Raw genomic sequence first — 15,645 nt, forward strand, 5'->3', positions numbered from 1 at the left:
ACCCTCAGACGGCGGTCGCCGCCGCGGCCTTCAGTGCGGCGGCGGCGCCGCTGGTGATCGGCTCGCCGTGACCGAAGACCGCCACCCGCACGTCCAGTTCCGCCAGCCGGCGGAAGGACTCGATCGCCCGCGCCCGGTCCAGGTTGAAGACCCCGAGCATGGTCTGTCCGGCGACGTTGGCCACCGCGTCCCCCGTGAACAGCACGCCCGGGCCGGGCAGGTGGAACGCGACGCTCCCGTCCGTGTGCCCCGGCACCGCCACCACCCTCGCTCCACCGCCGAACTCGACGGTGTCGCCGTCCGTCAGCTCGACGTCCACCCGAGCGGGCGGTGCCGCCGGCAACTCGGGCTTGGCCATCCAGAGTTCACGCTCCCATGTCGGGGCGTCGTCGAACACCGGTGGCAGCACGGGCCGTTCGCCCCGGATCACCGGGGCGTCCAGCCGGTGCGCCAGCACCTGGACCGAACCGCCGTTCCACGCGCCGATCTCGGCTGCCGAACCCGTGTGGTCCTCGTGACAGTGGGTCAGCAGCACTCGGCGCAGCTCGCCGGGGTCGCGTCCGATCCCCCGGATCGCCTCCGCGATCACCTCCCCGGAGCCGGCCACTCCCGTGTCGACCAGCGTCAACTCCCCAGGGTCACACCACAGATAGACGTGCCCGATCTCGCAGCCCAACAGGTACAGCCGTTCCGGAAGGATCTCCAACGTCTCCATGCCGCCGATCCTTCATCACGGCCCGCCCGATCGGGACCCGACTTCGTTGTGAGCGAACCGGATCCGCTCAGAGCTGATCACCGGGCAGCGCCGTGTACTGTGCGCGCAGTTCCTCGATCACCGGGTGCTCGGCCCGCAGGGTGAGGCCGTCCAGCCTGCCGACGACCCGGACGCCGATGGCGGCATTGGTCGCGAACGCGGCATCGAAACCCGCCGCCTCCGCCAGGCCCACCCGCTCGAAGTCGCAGCGGTAGAGCCCCCGTAGCAGCTCCATCGTGGTCCCCACCAGGTGCTCGGCCTCGGGCCAGACCACCTGCCGGCCGCGGACGAACCCGATGTTCCAGGTGCTGCCCTCGGAGATCCCCCGCTCACCGTCCACGAACAGCACGTCGTCGAAGCCCGCCCGCTGCGCCTGGCGGCGGTGCCAGAGCGAGCCGAACAGGCCCACGCTCTTCACCGCGGGCAGGTCCCTGCGGTACGCCACCGAACGGACCCGCAGCGGCGGGAGCGGCCCCGCCCCGCCCGCCGGGCGGGAGGTCACCAGCAGCTGCGGCTCGGCGGGCGAGCCGATCGTGCCGAGGTCCAGCGCCGGGTCGAAGACGGTCACCCGGACCACCACCGCTCCCCGGACCGGTACCGCCCGGCGCGCGAACTCCCGTACCCGGCCGAGGTCCAGTTCGGTCCCGAAGACCGTGCGGCAGTCCCGGGCCAGCCGCTCCAGGTGCAGCGGCAGGCCGCGCACCCTGCCGTCCTCCACCAGCATGGTGGTGAAGTGCCCGTACCCGGTGAGCGCCAGCGCCTGGAGCTCCGCCGGGCTCACCGGCCTTCCGTTCAGCTCCGCCGTGCCGGGTGCGCGCTGGTCCTCCATGCGGCCCATCATGGCAGCTCGTCGCGGAGCCCGTGCGGCCGAGGCGCTCGGGTGCGGGCCCTGCGGCGGGCTCGCGCGACTCGCCGTGCCCCCGGGTACGGCACGGGAACCGGCCCCCGGGACCCGTACCGGGGCGCACCGCACCGTCAGTCGCGCAGGCCCTCGCGGACGCGACGGGAGACCGCGAACTCCTGGAGGTCCAGGGTGCCCGGCGGTTCGGCGACGCCGGGGCCGCCCGCCCGTACCCACTCGGTTATCTCGTCCAGCATGTCGTCGGCCAGCACCCAGCCGAGCCAGACCGGGCGGCCGCCCGCCAGCCGTCCGGCCGCCGAGGGGCTGACCACGACCACGTTGGAGTGGTCGCAGGCGTCCAGGCAGGGCACCGCCCGCACCCGGCCCGCCTCGCCGACGCCCTCGCGCAGCCGTACCAGCTGTGCCGCGTGGTCCACCTCGGGGTGCTTGGCCGTGGTGCCGCAGCAGCAACCCCGGCAGACCGTCACCGTGCAGCCCGCGTCGGCACCGGACGCCTTCGAACGCCGGGCCTGCTTGGACGCGTTGGCCGCAGCCGGGTCGGTGGGCTGCTGCTTACCGGCGGCACGACGAGCCATCGGTTTCCTTCCGTCAGGGCCCGCCGCCGCACCCGATCGCGCGGCAGCCGCAGGCCGTTGAGACCGACGATCACGGTGGGCCCCGTGCTCCCGCGACACCGGGCGGCAGCTGAAGCGCCGACCAGGTCCCGGGTCGCCGGGGCGGCGATGAACACCCCCGTGATCACAAGATTCTGCACCACCGACCGCCGGGGCCGAACCGGTGGTGCGGGCGGCGGCCAGTGGGCAGCGCCTGAGCGGACCGCCCGCCACGACGGAGGGACAGCTGCCCTCGCCCCTCCTCCACCCGCTCCGCCGCGCGCGCCGGCGCGCCGGTGCTTATGGTGACCACATCGCCACTCTCCGCCCGCGTCTCGAGCGGTTGCGAACGGCGCTGCCGCCGGAGCGGAGCGACCGAGGAGGATTAAACCGTGATCACAGCACGTGACGTCATGCACGCCGGCGCCCAGTGCATCAACGCCGACGAGACCCTGGACAAGGCCGCGAAGATCATGCGGGACAAGGGCGTCGGCGCCCTGCCCATCTGCGGTACCGACCAGAAGCTCAAGGGCATCATCACCGACCGGGACATCGTCGTCCGATGTATCGCCGAGGGCAAGGACCCGGCCGACATGAAGGCCATGGACCTGGCCGGCCATCTGCACTGCGTCCGCGCCGACGACGACATGGAGACAGTGCTGAAGAAGATGGAGCAGCACCAGATCCGCCGCATCCCGGTGATCGAGAACGAGCGACTGGTCGGCATGATCAGCGAGGCCGACCTGGCCATGGGCCACCGTGAGGGGCAGCGCCTCACGGACAAGCAGCTCATGGACTTCATGGACAGCGTCTACGTCAACCGCTGACGCCACCGCTCGCCGGGAGCGTCACCCCGCGGCCCGTTCGGCCGCGTCGGGTGGCGCTCCTTCGCCGCTTGTCGCGCCGGCGCACCGCCCCGGACGCCCGCCTGGGCGTCTCGGGGTACGGAGGGAGCGCACCAGCGCCTGCTCGCGCCCCGGGACGGCGTTCGGTGAGGGGCCGCAGGCGAGCGGGTGCGGGTCTCACGCCGTGGCGCGGGCCGCCGCCCGGCCCGCGATCCGGCCGGAGAACAGGCAGCCGCCGAGGAAGGTCCCCTCCAGGGAGCGGTAACCGTGCACCCCGCCGCCGCCGAAGCCGGCCGCCTCCCCGGCCGCGTACACGCCCTCCAGCGGCGATCCGTCCGCCCGCAGCACCCGGGCCAAGAGGTCGGTCTCCAGTCCGCCGAGCGACTTTCGGGTGAGGATGTTGAGCCGTACCGCGATCAGCGGGCCCGCCCCGGGGTCGAGCAGCCGGTGCGGGGCGGCGGTACGGGTCAGCCGGTCACCCAGATAGCGGCGGGCGCCGTGGATCGCGGTCACCTGGAGATCCTTGCTGAACGGGTTGGCCATCTCGCGGTCGCGCGCCTCGATCTCGCGGCGCAGCTCGGCCTCGTCGATGAGCGGCTGGTCCGTCTTCGCGTTCATCCCCCGGACCAGCTCCGGCAGTGTAGGGGCGACCACGAAGTCCGCACCGTTGCGCTTGAACGCCTCGACCGGTCCCGGTGCGCCCGACCGCGCCCGACCCAGGACGTCCTTGATGCTGCGGCCGGTCAGGTCGGGGTTCTGCTCGGAGCCGGAGAGGGCGAACTCCTTCTCGATGATCTTCTGGGTGAGCACGAACCAGGTGTGGTCATGGCCGGTGGTCATGATGTGTTCGAGCGTGCCGAGGGTGTCGAAGCCCGGGAACAGCGGTACGGGAAGGCGCCGTCCGCGCGCGTCCAGCCAGAGCGAGGAGGGTCCGGGCAGGATCCGGATGCCGTGGCTCGGCCAGATCGGGTTCCAGTTCCGGATGCCTTCGGTGTAGTGCCACATCCGGTCGCCGTTGATCAGATGGCCGCCGGCCTCGCCCGCGATCTCCAGCATCAGACCGTCCACGTGCGCGGGCACGCCCGAGAGCATCCGCTCCGGCGGTGTGCCGAGCCGGGCGGGCCACGCCTTGCGGACCAGGTCGTGGTTGCCGCCGATACCGCCCGAGGCGACGATCACCGCCTGCGCGCGCAGCTCGAAGCTCCCCGTGACCTCGCGTGAACTGGCCCGGCCGCGCGGGACGTTGCTCGGCGCCAGCACCTCCCCGCTGACGGTGTCCGTCACCCCGGCGCTCGCCGACAGGCCGGTGACCCGGTGGCGGAAGCGCAGTTCCACCCGCCCGCGGGCGGCGGCCGCCGACACCCTCCTGGCGAACGGCTCCACGACGCCGGGGCCGGTCCCCCAGGTGATGTGGAAGCGGGGCACCGAGTTGCCCGGGCCGCTGGCCAGCAGCCCGCCGCGCTCGGCCCAGCCGACCACCGGGAAGAACCGGATCCCCTGTGCGCGCAGCCAGTTGCGCTTCTCGCCGGCCGCGAAGTCGACGTACGCCTCGGCCCAGCGGCGCGGCCAGTGGTCCTCGGCCCGGTCGAAGCCCGCCGTTCCGAGCCAGTCCTGCCAGGCGAGTTGGTGCGAGTCGCGGATCCGCATCCGGCGCTGCTCGGGCGAGTCGACCAGGAACAGGCCGCCGAAGGACCAGTGCGCCTGACCGCCGAGCGAGGCCCGCGGCTCCTGGTCCAGCAGGATCACCTTCCGCCCGGCGTCAGCGAGTTCGGCGGTGGCCACCAGGCCGGCCAGGCCGGCTCCGATGACGATGACGTCGGCGTCCAGTGCCATGCGGGATCCTCCGGAGGTCGGCCGGGCTGAACTGGTGGGCGGGGTGGTCCGATCCTGCGCCTCGGGCCGCCGCCGGTCAACCGGCCGGTAACAAGCGCTCGGCGCATTTCGCTCCACGGCGTATCCGAATTGCCAATTCGCTCCACCGAGGAGCGTAATTCCGCGAATGCCCCGCGGTGATTCCCGGATTTCCACGACCGAATATCTGGACAAGCTGTTAACGCATCAGTAACTTACTAAGCGGTAGCCGGAAACGTCCATGACAAGGCCGCCCCCACCCGACCGCCTGTTTCTCTCCCCCAGGAGGAACCCGTGCTCCGCCATGCCCTGAAGCGCACAACCGCCCTGGTCAGCGGCGTTCTCGCGGCCGCCGCGCTCACCGCGTTCGGTGCGCCGGCCGCCCACGCCTCCACGGGCCGCAACTACGTCGCACTCGGCGACTCCTACGCCGCCGGGGCCGGCGTGCCCGGCCAGTCGGCCGGGCTCTGCCTGCGCTCCGACCACAACTACGGACATCTGGTCGCGGCCGCCCTCGGCACCACCAGCTACACCGATGTGACCTGTGCGGCCGCCAAGATAAAGGCGATGACCTCACCCCAGTACGACGCCTTCATCCGGGTCAACGACCCGCAGCTGGACGCGGTGAAGGCCGACACCGACCTGGTCACCCTCGGCATCGGCGGCAACGATCTCGGCACCTCGGACATCGGCATCGGCGATGTCATCGCCACCTGCATCGCCGGTGCCGTGGTCAACCCGCTCGGCACCCCCTGCCACGACCACTACGCCCACGGCCACTGGGACTTCAGCACCTGGTCCTGGCAGTACGGCGAGGACACCCTGGTGGACCGCATCAACGCCGCCGCCCCGCAACTCGCGGACACCCTCCAGCGGATCCACGCCAAGGCCCCGGGCGCCAAGGTCCTGCTGGTCGGTTACCCGGCCGTCCTCCCCGACGACGAGCACGACTGCTTCGGCCGCCAACCCGTCACCACCGGCGACGTCGCCTACCTGCGCTCCATCCTCGGCCGGCTCAACACCATGCTCGCCACCACCGCCGCTGCGGGCGGCGCCACCTACGTCGACACCCTCACCGCCACCAGGGGCCACGACGCCTGTTCCACGGACCGCTGGATCGAGGGCGCCCTCCCCGGCTCCCCCGCCGTGCCGTTCCACCCGAACGCGACCGGCGAGCGGGCGATGGCCAAGGCGGTACTGGCGGCGCTGGGCCGCTGACCGGACGGCCGGCCCGCCCCGGGCTCCGCCGACGCACAGCCGCAGACGCACCGCAGGGCCGCGATCGGGGCAACCCCGGTCGCGGCCCTGCGGTGTGCGGCTTCGGCTCCTACTCGCCGTCGCCGGCCACCGGAACGGCCTCGCGCATGCCTGCGGACCACTTCTGCTCGACCTTGCCGAGCTTCCAGAAGGCGAGCGCCCCGGCCCAGGTGACCACGAAGAGACCGACGATCGCGTAGCCGACCAGGTTGAGGTCGAGGGAGGCGATCCAGCCGATCGGGCCGGTGGCGATGTCGAACTTCTCACCGAGCAGGCCGATCAGTTCGATCAGGCCGATCACCAAGGCGACCAGAACGGACAGCCCGGTGACGGTGAGGTTGTAGTAGATCTTGCGGACCGGCTTGGAGAAGGCCCACTCGTAGGCGAAGTTCATGAACGAGCCGTCGATGGTGTCGAGCAGGCTCATACCGGCCGCGAACAGGACCGGCAGCACCAGCAGCGCGTACCAGGGCAGCGAGAAGGCCGCCGCACCGCCGGCCAGGACCAGCAGCGAGACCTCGGTCGCGGTGTCGAAGCCGAGACCGAAGAGCAAGCCGACCGGGTACATGTGCCAGGGCTTGGTGACGGCCCTGGTGACCCGGCCGAGGATGCGGTTCAGGAAGCCGCGCTTGTCGAGTTGCTTCTCCAACTCGGCCTCGTCGAACTCGCCGTGCCGCATCCTGCGGAAGACCTTGAGGATGCCGTTGAACGCGCCGAGGTTGATCAGGCCGATCAGCAGCAGGAAGGTGCCGGAGACGCCAGTGCCGATCAGGCCGGTGACCTTGTGCAGGTTGGAGTCGTCGGACTCGACCTGGCCGGCCAGTGAGCGGATGCCGAAGGCGAGCAGGGCGCAGAGGCCGAAGACGATCGAGGAGTGCCCGAGCGAGAACCAGAAGCCGACCGAGAGCGGCCGCTTGCCCTGACCCATCAGCTTGCGGGTGGTGTTGTCGATGGCGGCGATGTGGTCGGCGTCGAAGGCGTGGCGCATGCCCAAGGTGTAGGCGGTCAGGCCCATCCCGGCGCCGAAGACCTGTCCGCCGACGTCGTAGTGCTTGGGCGCGATGACCGCGAGCAGGGTGAACCACCCGATGACATGGAGCGCGAGGACGAAGCCTCCCATACCGGCGAGGCGGATCCACTCGTCCCGGGTGAGCCGGTCACGGAGACGGCTTGGCGCAGACATGAAGGGGTCCTCTCCGAATAACGGCACGGCTGAGCTGGGACATCCTTCCCCCTACCGATGCGTATTTGCAAGCTATGTGCAACTACAGGACGCCCGCACACGGCTCCCGCAAATTCCCCGGGCGGCCACTCGTGCATGGATTCCCGTCCGCGAACAGTCGCTCCGAACGCCATCGCCCGGCCGGGCAAGGCGAGCTGACGATCGGCCATTCCCGTCTCAATTGGGGCGAAGTGTCCATTATTGTCTGATTCGGTCGTCGATCAGGCACCGTGGACACTGACCGCTCGGGAGCCCCGCCATGCAGCACCCCGCCTCGTATCCGTACCCCACCGTCCGCGAGGACCGGCGCATCCCGCTCGCGGACGGCGTGGAACTGTTCGCCCGGATCTGGCGGCCGGTGACCGACGAGCCGGTGCCCGCACTGCTGGAGTACCTGCCGTACCGGCTCAGCGACCGGACCGCGCCGCGCGACGCCCAGCGCCACCCGTGGTACGCCGGGCACGGCTACGCGAGCGTCCGGGTCGACATCCGGGGACACGGCAACTCGGGCGGGGTCCCCGGCGACCAGTACTGCGAGCAGGAGACCGCCGACGGCGTCGCCGTGGTCGAGTGGCTGGCCACGCAGCCCTGGTGCAGCGGCCGGGTGGGCCTGTTCGGGATCGGCTGGGGCGGCAGCAACAGCCTGCAGATCGCGGCACGGGCCCCCGAGGCGCTCAGGGCCGTGGTGACCGTCTGCTCCACCGACGACCGCTATGACAACGACGTCCACTACCTCGGCGGCTCGCTGCTGGCGGTGGACATGCACTCCCGGTCGGCCGCGATGCTGGCCTTCACCGCGCGCCCGCCGGACCCCCGGTACGTCGGGGACGACTGGCGCCGGATGTGGCTGGAGCGGCTGGCGGCGGTGGAACCGCCCGTCCACCGCTGGCTGGGCCACCAGACCCGCGACGAGCAGTGGCGGCGCGGCAGCGTCCGGGAGGACTACGGCGCGATCAGGGCCGCGGTGCTGGCCGTAGGCGGCTGGGCCGACCCGTACCGGGACACCGTGCTGCGGCTGGTCGAGCACCTGGACGCGCCCGTCCGCGGGATCATCGGCCCGTGGCCGCACCAGTACCCCGACCGCGGCCTGCCGCCCGGACCGGCGATCGGTTTCCTCCAGGAGACCCTGCGCTGGTGGGACCACTGGCTGAAGGACGTCGACACCAATGCCTTGAAGGAGCCGGCGCTGCGCGGCTGGATGAACGAGTCCGTGCCGCCGGCCACTCGCTACGCCAACCGCCCCGGGCGGTGGGTGGGCGAGGAGTCCTGGCCCTCGCCGGACGTGCGGGAGATGCACTACGACCTGGACGAGGTGCTGCGGACGGCCGGGACACCGTCCGACGACCGCTTCGTCCATGTCCGCTCGCCGCAGCACGCCGGGGTCGACGCCGGGCGGTTCGTCCCGTTCGGGCACGCCGCCGACCTGCCGCCCGACCAGCGCGCCGAGGACGGGCGCTCGGTCTGCTTCGACTCGCCGCCGCTGCCGGAACCGGTCGAGATCCTCGGCCGGGCCGGACTGCGGCTGCGGGTTCGGAGCGAGGGGCGGCGCGGGCAGGTGATCGCCCGGCTCTGCGACGTGGCTCCGGACGGGTCGTCCACGCTGGTCACCCGGGGAGCGCTCAACCTGACGGCCCGCCACGGCCCCGACCGCGTGGTGGAGTGGACCCCGGGTGCCGTCGAGGACGTGGAGTTCGAGCTGGCCGGGATCGCGCACGCGTTCCCGGCCGGGCACCGGATCAGGCTGGCGCTGTCCTCCGCGTACTGGCCCTGGATGTGGCCGCAGCCGTGGGCCGGCGGCTTCGAACTGGACCCCGGGCACAGTGTGCTGGCACTGCCGGTGCGCCGGACGGCCGCCGACACCGGCAAGGCGCCGATCGCCTTCGAGTCGCCCGAGCAGGCGGGCGGCCTGGCGGTTCACATCACCGAACCGCTGGTCGCCCGGCCCGAGCGCCAGGTGGTCCACGACGTCGCCACCGGGGAGTGGCGACTGGAGGTCGACCCCGGCTACGGCGGCTCGCGCACCTATCCGGACGGGCTGGTCTACGACGAGCACGCGGTGGAGGCGTACCGGATCCTGAGCGACGACCCGCTCAGCGCCGAGACCCGCACGGACTGGACGATCCGTCTGGAGCGCCCCGACCTCGGGTGGGACGTCACCGTCCGCGCCCGCTCGCAGATCACCTGCGACGCGACCCACTTCACCACGCACAGCCATCTGAGTGCACTGGAGGGCGGCTCGGTCGTCTTCGAACGCGACTGGGAGCAGCGGATCCCGCGGACGGCCTCGTAGGCCCGCGGCTCACACCGCTCGCACCGTCACACCTGACGCGCGGAGGGCGGCCGTCTCCTCCTCCGGGGCCGCCTCGTCGGTGATCACGGCGTGCAGGGCGGCGGCCGGGGTGACGTGGGCGAGCGCGGTGCGGGAGAACTTGGCGGCGTCCGCGACGACGACGACCCGGCGGGCCGAGGCGATCGCGGCCCGCTTGACCGCGGCGTCGGCCAGGTCGTAGGCGGTCAGGCCGTTCGCCGTGCTCAGCCCGCAGCAGCCGATGACGGCGGTGTCGAAGCGCAGCGCGGCCAGCGAGGCCTCGGCCAGCGGACCGGTCAGGCCGAGCTCGCCCGGGCGCGGCTCCCCGCCGGGCAGCAGCAGCTTCAGCCGGGGTGCGCCGACCAGCGCGTTGACGGCGTGCACGGACAGCGGCATGACGGTCAGCCGACGCTCGCGCAGAGCGCGGGCCACCTCCAGGCAGGTGGTGCCGCTGTCCAGGACCACCGACTCACCGTCGGCGATCAGCCTCGCGACCTCGGCGGCTATCCGCCGCTTGACCTCCACCCCCTCCTGCGCCCGCAGCGCGAACGGGGGTTCCTCGCCGCGCAGCAGCAGGCTTCTGGCCCCGCCCCGGTAGCGCTCCAGCACCCCCTGGTCGGCCAGGACCTCCAGGTCGCGCCGGATGGTCATCTCCGAGGCGCCGGTGAGGTCGGCCAGTTCCGCCACGCTCAGCTGTCCGTGCCCGCGCACGGCCTCGGTGATCTGCCGCAGTCGATCTGTGCTCGCCATGCCGCCAATTGAACACATGCTCTGTTCTGATATCAAGCTTACGAACACAGACCATGTTCGATATGTTCGCAGGCATGGAGAAAACACTTCGCGCCGGCCGGCTTGCCACCTTCGCCTTCTTCGCGCTCAACGGCTTCGTGATGGGGATGTGGATCGTGCACATCCCCGCCGTCGAACACCGGGTCGGCATCAGCCACGCCGTACTCGGCTGGCTCCTGCTGCTGCTCGGCGGCGGCTCCTTCGCGGGCATGCAGCTGACCGGGCCGCTCACCGACCGTTTCGGCGCCCGCCGGGTGGTGCCGGTGAGCGCGGCCCTGTGCAGCGCGACGCTGGTCCTGCCGGCGCTGGCCGGGCGGGCCTGGACCCTGGGCGCGGCCCTGCTGCTGCTCGGTTTCGGCAACGGCTGCCTGGACGTCAGCATGAACACCCACGCCGTCCAGGTCGAGCGCGGCTACCGGCGGCCGGTCATGTCCGCCTTCCACGCGGTGTTCTCGATCGGCGGGGTGCTCGCGGCCCTGGTCGGCGCCCGCACCCTGAGCTGGGGCTGGAGCGCGACGACGACCCTCACCGGGGTGAGCGCCCTCGGCCTCCTCCTCGCGGCGCTGGCCACCCCCGCACTGCTGCCTCCCCCGGGGCCCACCGAGAGGCCCGCCGCGGACCAGCCGTCCACCGCCGCCCGGCGCAGGACGCCGGCCCGGATCTGGGCCCTGGCCGCACTGGCGCTGATGCTCATGCTCTGCGAGGGGGTGGCCGGCGATTGGAGCGCGCTCCACCTGCGCGACGTCCTGGACGCCTCCCCCGCCACCGCGGCCCTCGCGTACGGCTCCTTCGCCACCGCCATGACCGTCGGACGCCTGCTCACCGACCGGGCCTCCGAGCGCTTCGGCCCCGCCGCCGTGGTCCGCCACGGCGCGGCACTGGCCGCACTCGGGCTGACCACGGCCGCCCTCTCCGCGTGGATCGCGCCGGCCCTGCTCGGCTGGACCCTCTTCGGCCTCGGACTCTCCGGCTGCATCCCCCAACTCTTCAGTGCTGCAGGTCACTTCGACCAGGACGCCGCGGGCGCCAATGTCTCCCGAGTGGCCGGCCTCGGCTACCTCGGCATGCTCGCCGGCCCGGCCGTCATCGGACCGCTGACCCACTTCGTCCCGCTCAACCTCACCTTCTTCCTCCCGGTCGCCTTCTGCGTCACGGCGGCCGGCACGGCCCGCCTGCTGCGCCCCGCGCCCGGGGCGACCGGCTGATCCGCCCCGGCCCGGCCACGGGTGCGCGGAGCGCGACGGCCGGCGGCGGCCCGGCGGTTGCGGCGTGCGAGGACCGGTACGGGGGTCCGGTCCCCGCACCTGCACCTGTTCGCCGCCCGGGCCCACCTCGCCGACGCCGCTCCACCGGCCGGCTCCGCACATCACCCGCACATCACCCGCACAGTACTCAACAGCGGTACGAAGAACGGCCTTTGGCATAGAAGCAGCAAAATCTCCGCGCAGTGTCATCCCAACCTATGGACGGTGGGGGACCCAGCTGATTGGGTGTCGGCGCTCGGAACGCACGCAGTTCGCCCCTCCCCCACCCTCACACCCGGGAGCAGACGCATGCGCATCAGCCCGCTCAAGGCCGCCACCCGCATCCTGGCCGCAGTGGCCCTGGCCGCCCTCGGCACCACCTCGCTCACCGCCGCCACCGCCGAGGCGCAACCCGCCCCGGCCGCCGCCCACCACGGCGTCAAGCCGCTGGTCCACGGCGCCGCGCAGCAGCAGCGCGCCTCCACCGACACCCTGAAGGTCGGCTCCAGCGCCAGCCAGGGCGTGGTCTCCCCCACCCCCAAGGTCTACCTGGTCTTCTGGGGCGCGCAGTGGTCCTCGGACCCGGCCGGGGTGGCCACCGACATGCAGAACCTGTTCAAAGGCCTCTACGGCGCCCAGGACACCTGGGGCACCATCCTCGACCAGTACTGCGAGGGTGTCGCCAAGGGCACCGTCACCTGCGGCAGCAAGGGGATCCACGTCAACCACCCGGGCTCCTCGCCGCTGGGCGGGGTCTGGTTCGACAACTCGGCCGCGGCGCCGGGCAGTGCGACCACCGCGCAGATCGCCGCCGAGGCCGGCAAGGCCGCCGCGCACTTCGGCAACACCACCCAGACACCCAACCTCAACGCCCAGTACGTGGTGCTCTCCCCCACCGGCACCCACCCGGACGGCTTCCCCAACTCCGGCTTCTGCGCCTGGCACGACTACACCACCACCAGCTACGGCAAGCTCGCCTACACCAACCTGCCGTACATCCCGGACAGCGGCGCCGGCGCCTGCACCACCTTCACCGACGGCCGTCCGCTCTCCGGCATCGAGTCGACCGAGACCCACGAGTACGCCGAGACCGTCACCGACTTCTGGCCCAGCATCGGCTGGAACGGCGGCGGCGGTGAGATCGGTGACGCCTGCGTGCAGCTCGACGCCTACGTCCCCCTGAGCACCGGCACCTTCGACCTCCAGGGCCTGTGGTCCAACAGCGCCGGCAAGTGCGTGACGCACGGCTGACACCGGATCGCGGCGGACTCCCCCGTGCCCCGGGCCGGAGGAGTCCGCCGGCCCAGGGCACCCGGCTGCCCCGGAGCGACCTCGAAGCCCCGCCCAACCGGGCCGATTTGCACACCATTTCGGCGGACGGCCCGTCGGCCCGCTGATTCACGAGTGCCTGGATACGCTCCCGTTGTCGCGTGATCCACCGCCACTCACCACCATCGGGGCCCGAATGTCCGACAGCGATCGGCAACAGAATCCGCGAACCGCCACCAAGGGACGGCGACGGGTGGCCAGAGCGGCGGCGACGGCGCTCGCCGCCGTCACCGCCTGCACCTCGCTCGCCTGGGGCGCCGTCCTGCTGACCGGCGAGAGCGCCGGCGCCAAGCCGCCGGCCCCGCCGCCGCCCGACTGCGCCTACACCCCCACCGGGACCGGAAAGTCCGCGCTCCCCTCCTTCGACTCCGCGGCCGCGGCCCGGCCGTACACGGCGACGCTGGTCACCAATCTGGGCACCGTCACCATCGAGGCCCTGACCGGGCGCGCGCCGTGCGCCACCAACTCCTTCGCCTTCCTCGCCCGGAAGGGCTACTTCGACGGCAGCAGGTGCCATCGGCTGACCACCAAGGGGATCTTCGTCCTGGACTGCGGGGATCCCACCGGGGACGGCAAGGCCGATCCGGGGTACTTCTTCCGCGACGAGAACCTGGCCGGCGCCTCGTACCCGGCCGGCACGGTGGCGATGTCCAAGGTCGTCCCGGGCCGGAACGGCAGCCAGTTCTTCATCAGTTACGCCGACCCCGAGCTCCGGATGCCGCCCGAGTGGACCCCGTTCGGAAAGGTCACGAGCGGCCTGGACGTCCTGAAGAAGATCGCCGGGAACGGGACGGCGGACGGCTCGAGTGACGGAAAGCCGAAGGACCCCGTCGTCATCCAGTCGGTGACGGTGCAACAGCGGGCCGACGGCCGTTAGCGGTACGCCGGGCGAACGGACGAGTGGGGTGCCGGTCGGGCTCGACCGGCACCCCACTCGTCTGCTCCGCCCTCCGCTCAGCCCGGGCGGTTGAGCAGGACGAAACCGTCCTCCGCGGCGACGGTGCGGTAGCCGTGCGAGAGGGCCCGGCCCAGGGCGGCCTGCTCGTCCGGGATGCTCAGCGGCCACCGCTTGTTCATCGGCATCCGGGTGTCCACCATGATCCACTGGGGGTCGGGACGGCTCGCGGCCCAGCCGAAGAGGCTGACGCTGGTGCGGTTGGTGAGCTGGGGCACCAGGAAGGTGGATGCCTGCACCGTGGCCCCGTCGGGGATGCGGTTCATCAGGCTGTGCGCCACGGCGACCCGGGGATCGGACCGCCAGGTGGCCGACTGGACCAGCTGCCAGAACGGGAACTGCGGCAGGAGCAGGCAGGTGATCGCGGCGGAGCCCGCGAGGTAGCGGCGCACACTGGCCGGGTGCGAGCTGCGCAGGTTCAGCGCGTCGACGAAGGCCGCGAAGACGATCGGCATCAGCACCAGCGAGTAGTGGAAGCCGGTGCCCCAGTGCGGGGACAGACCCGAGGCGAACCGCCAGAGCAGGGTCGGCACGGCGGTCCACAGCAGCGACGAGCGCAGCGCCAGGAACAGGGTCGGGGCCAGCACCAGCAGCAGGGTCATGACCTTGGTGTCCGGGGTGATCATTCCGATCGTGCCCTGGAACAGCAGACCCGCCGGTCCGCCTCTGCCTCCGCCCGAGCCGTCCGGCAGGAACCAGTGGGCCATCACCCCGTCCGGGCTGAGGGCGGACAGCACGGCCAGCCCCAGCACCGTGCCGGTCAGACCGGCCATGACGGTGCCGAACCCGAGCCGGCCCCCGCCGCGGCGGGCGACCAGCACGCCGATCACCGCCACCGTGACCCCGAGGTCCTCCTTCACCAGCAGCAGCGGCAGCGCCCACCACACCGCGGCGCGCAGCCGGCCGCTGCCGAGCGCGGACAGCGAGCAGGCGAGGAGCGGGACGGCGAAGGCCACCTCGTGGAAGTCGTAGCCGACCCCGCTCGCGAGCCCCCAGGAGAGCCCGTAGCAGACACCGATGACCGCGGCGGCCGGCGAGCCGAGCGTCCGCCGGGCCCAGCAGGTCAGCGGGAGGACACTGGAAGCGACCAGCGCCGCCTGCGCCACCAGCAGGGCCATCGCCGACGGCCACAGCCGGTACAGGGGTGCCAGCAGGGCCAGCACCGGGGAGAAGTGGTCCCCGAGGACGGGGAAGCCCGGTGCCTTCAGCTCGGAGACGGGCAGATGGCCCTCCGCGTAGGAGCGGACGGCCTGTTCGAAGACTCCCAGGTCGTAGCTGTTGGAGAGGATCCGCTGATGGATGCGCAGGGACAGCAGCATGTAGACGACGAACAGCGCCGCGGCCAGGGTCCAGATCCACCAGGTGAGTTGGGTGCGGTTCTCGGCGGACGGGTCCGGTACGGGCCGTTGCTCGCGAGTCGTTTGCTGCGGTACCGACGTGATGCCGTCGGTGGGGGGTGCCTGCATGGCTGCGCCTTCCGGGAACTGCGACTTTTCCCCTCAAGATGCCAGCAAGCAGCGGCACATGACTCGCCGTCATTTTCCGTGTGGCCAGAATCCTTCTAATGGCCGCGCGGCCGCCGCACAGGTCATATGACCGCACGTCACGGCCGTGCCGTTCCGGGCACCACCACGTC

Annotated in this window: 13 protein-coding genes; 6 read left to right on the top strand and 7 right to left on the bottom strand. The window is 72.0% G+C overall.

Going from position 1 to position 15,645, the window contains the following annotated elements:
• Positions 1-4: 4 nt before the first annotated feature.
• The 3 genes from ACWDAK_RS18235 to ACWDAK_RS18245 form a co-directional block, all read right to left on the bottom strand.
• A complete protein-coding gene (locus tag ACWDAK_RS18235) occupies positions 5-715 on the bottom strand; it encodes an MBL fold metallo-hydrolase (RefSeq protein ID WP_427393002.1) in 711 nt (236 codons plus the stop codon).
• A 67-nt stretch (positions 716-782) separates the two neighbouring features.
• The gene (locus ACWDAK_RS18240) at positions 783-1,583 is read right to left on the bottom strand and encodes an aminotransferase class IV (RefSeq protein WP_427393001.1); all 801 of its coding nucleotides are present in this window, start codon (positions 1,581-1,583) and stop codon (positions 783-785) included.
• A gap of 146 nt (positions 1,584-1,729) precedes the next feature.
• Complete coding sequence (locus ACWDAK_RS18245) at positions 1,730-2,191, bottom strand: (2Fe-2S) ferredoxin domain-containing protein (RefSeq protein WP_344635657.1); 462 nt, start codon at positions 2,189-2,191, stop codon at positions 1,730-1,732.
• Between the two features lie 410 nt (positions 2,192-2,601).
• Here ACWDAK_RS18245 and ACWDAK_RS18250 point away from each other — a divergent pair, with 410 nt between their 5' ends.
• Positions 2,602-3,036, top strand: coding sequence for a CBS domain-containing protein (locus ACWDAK_RS18250; RefSeq protein WP_344635658.1), 435 nt, complete (start codon positions 2,602-2,604; stop codon positions 3,034-3,036).
• 195 nt (positions 3,037-3,231) lie between these two features.
• On the opposite strand, the gene ACWDAK_RS18255 is transcribed toward ACWDAK_RS18250, so the two are convergent.
• A complete protein-coding gene (locus tag ACWDAK_RS18255) occupies positions 3,232-4,887 on the bottom strand; it encodes an FAD-binding dehydrogenase (RefSeq protein WP_344635659.1) in 1,656 nt (551 codons plus the stop codon).
• 312 nt (positions 4,888-5,199) lie between these two features.
• Between ACWDAK_RS18255 and ACWDAK_RS18260 the strand changes: the two genes are divergently transcribed.
• Positions 5,200-6,123 (top strand): SGNH/GDSL hydrolase family protein, encoded by a 924-nt coding sequence (locus ACWDAK_RS18260; protein WP_344635660.1) that lies wholly within the window; start codon positions 5,200-5,202, stop codon positions 6,121-6,123.
• A 109-nt stretch (positions 6,124-6,232) separates the two neighbouring features.
• Here the strand turns inward: ACWDAK_RS18260 and ACWDAK_RS18265 are convergent, their stop codons facing one another.
• Positions 6,233-7,345, bottom strand: a complete 1,113-nt coding sequence (locus ACWDAK_RS18265; RefSeq protein ID WP_427393000.1) for a Nickel transporter NicT — start codon at positions 7,343-7,345, stop codon at positions 6,233-6,235.
• 298 nt (positions 7,346-7,643) lie between these two features.
• On the opposite strand from ACWDAK_RS18265, the gene ACWDAK_RS18270 reads away from it, so the two are divergent.
• Positions 7,644-9,674, top strand: coding sequence for a CocE/NonD family hydrolase (locus ACWDAK_RS18270; protein ID WP_427392999.1), 2,031 nt, complete (start codon positions 7,644-7,646; stop codon positions 9,672-9,674).
• A gap of 9 nt (positions 9,675-9,683) precedes the next feature.
• On the opposite strand, the gene ACWDAK_RS18275 is transcribed toward ACWDAK_RS18270, so the two are convergent.
• Entirely contained in the window at positions 9,684-10,442 is a 759-nt protein-coding gene (locus ACWDAK_RS18275) for a DeoR/GlpR family DNA-binding transcription regulator (protein WP_344635663.1), read from the bottom strand.
• A gap of 74 nt (positions 10,443-10,516) precedes the next feature.
• Between ACWDAK_RS18275 and ACWDAK_RS18280 the strand changes: the two genes are divergently transcribed.
• From ACWDAK_RS18280 to ACWDAK_RS18290, 3 genes are all read left to right on the top strand, one after another.
• On the top strand, positions 10,517-11,686 hold the full coding sequence (locus ACWDAK_RS18280; protein ID WP_344635664.1) for an MFS transporter: 1,170 nt from the start codon (positions 10,517-10,519) through the stop codon (positions 11,684-11,686).
• Between the two features lie 348 nt (positions 11,687-12,034).
• Positions 12,035-12,976, top strand: a complete 942-nt coding sequence (locus ACWDAK_RS18285; RefSeq protein WP_427392998.1) for a hypothetical protein — start codon at positions 12,035-12,037, stop codon at positions 12,974-12,976.
• A gap of 214 nt (positions 12,977-13,190) precedes the next feature.
• Positions 13,191-13,931 (top strand): peptidylprolyl isomerase, encoded by a 741-nt coding sequence (locus ACWDAK_RS18290; RefSeq protein ID WP_427392997.1) that lies wholly within the window; start codon positions 13,191-13,193, stop codon positions 13,929-13,931.
• 77 nt (positions 13,932-14,008) lie between these two features.
• On the opposite strand, the gene ACWDAK_RS18295 is transcribed toward ACWDAK_RS18290, so the two are convergent.
• Positions 14,009-15,475: a DUF2079 domain-containing protein gene (locus tag ACWDAK_RS18295; RefSeq protein WP_427392996.1), complete on the bottom strand. Its 1,467-nt coding sequence runs from the start codon at positions 15,473-15,475 to the stop codon at positions 14,009-14,011.
• Between the last annotated feature and the right edge of the window lie 170 nt (positions 15,476-15,645).

The organism is Kitasatospora sp. NPDC001175 (genome assembly GCF_053598215.1).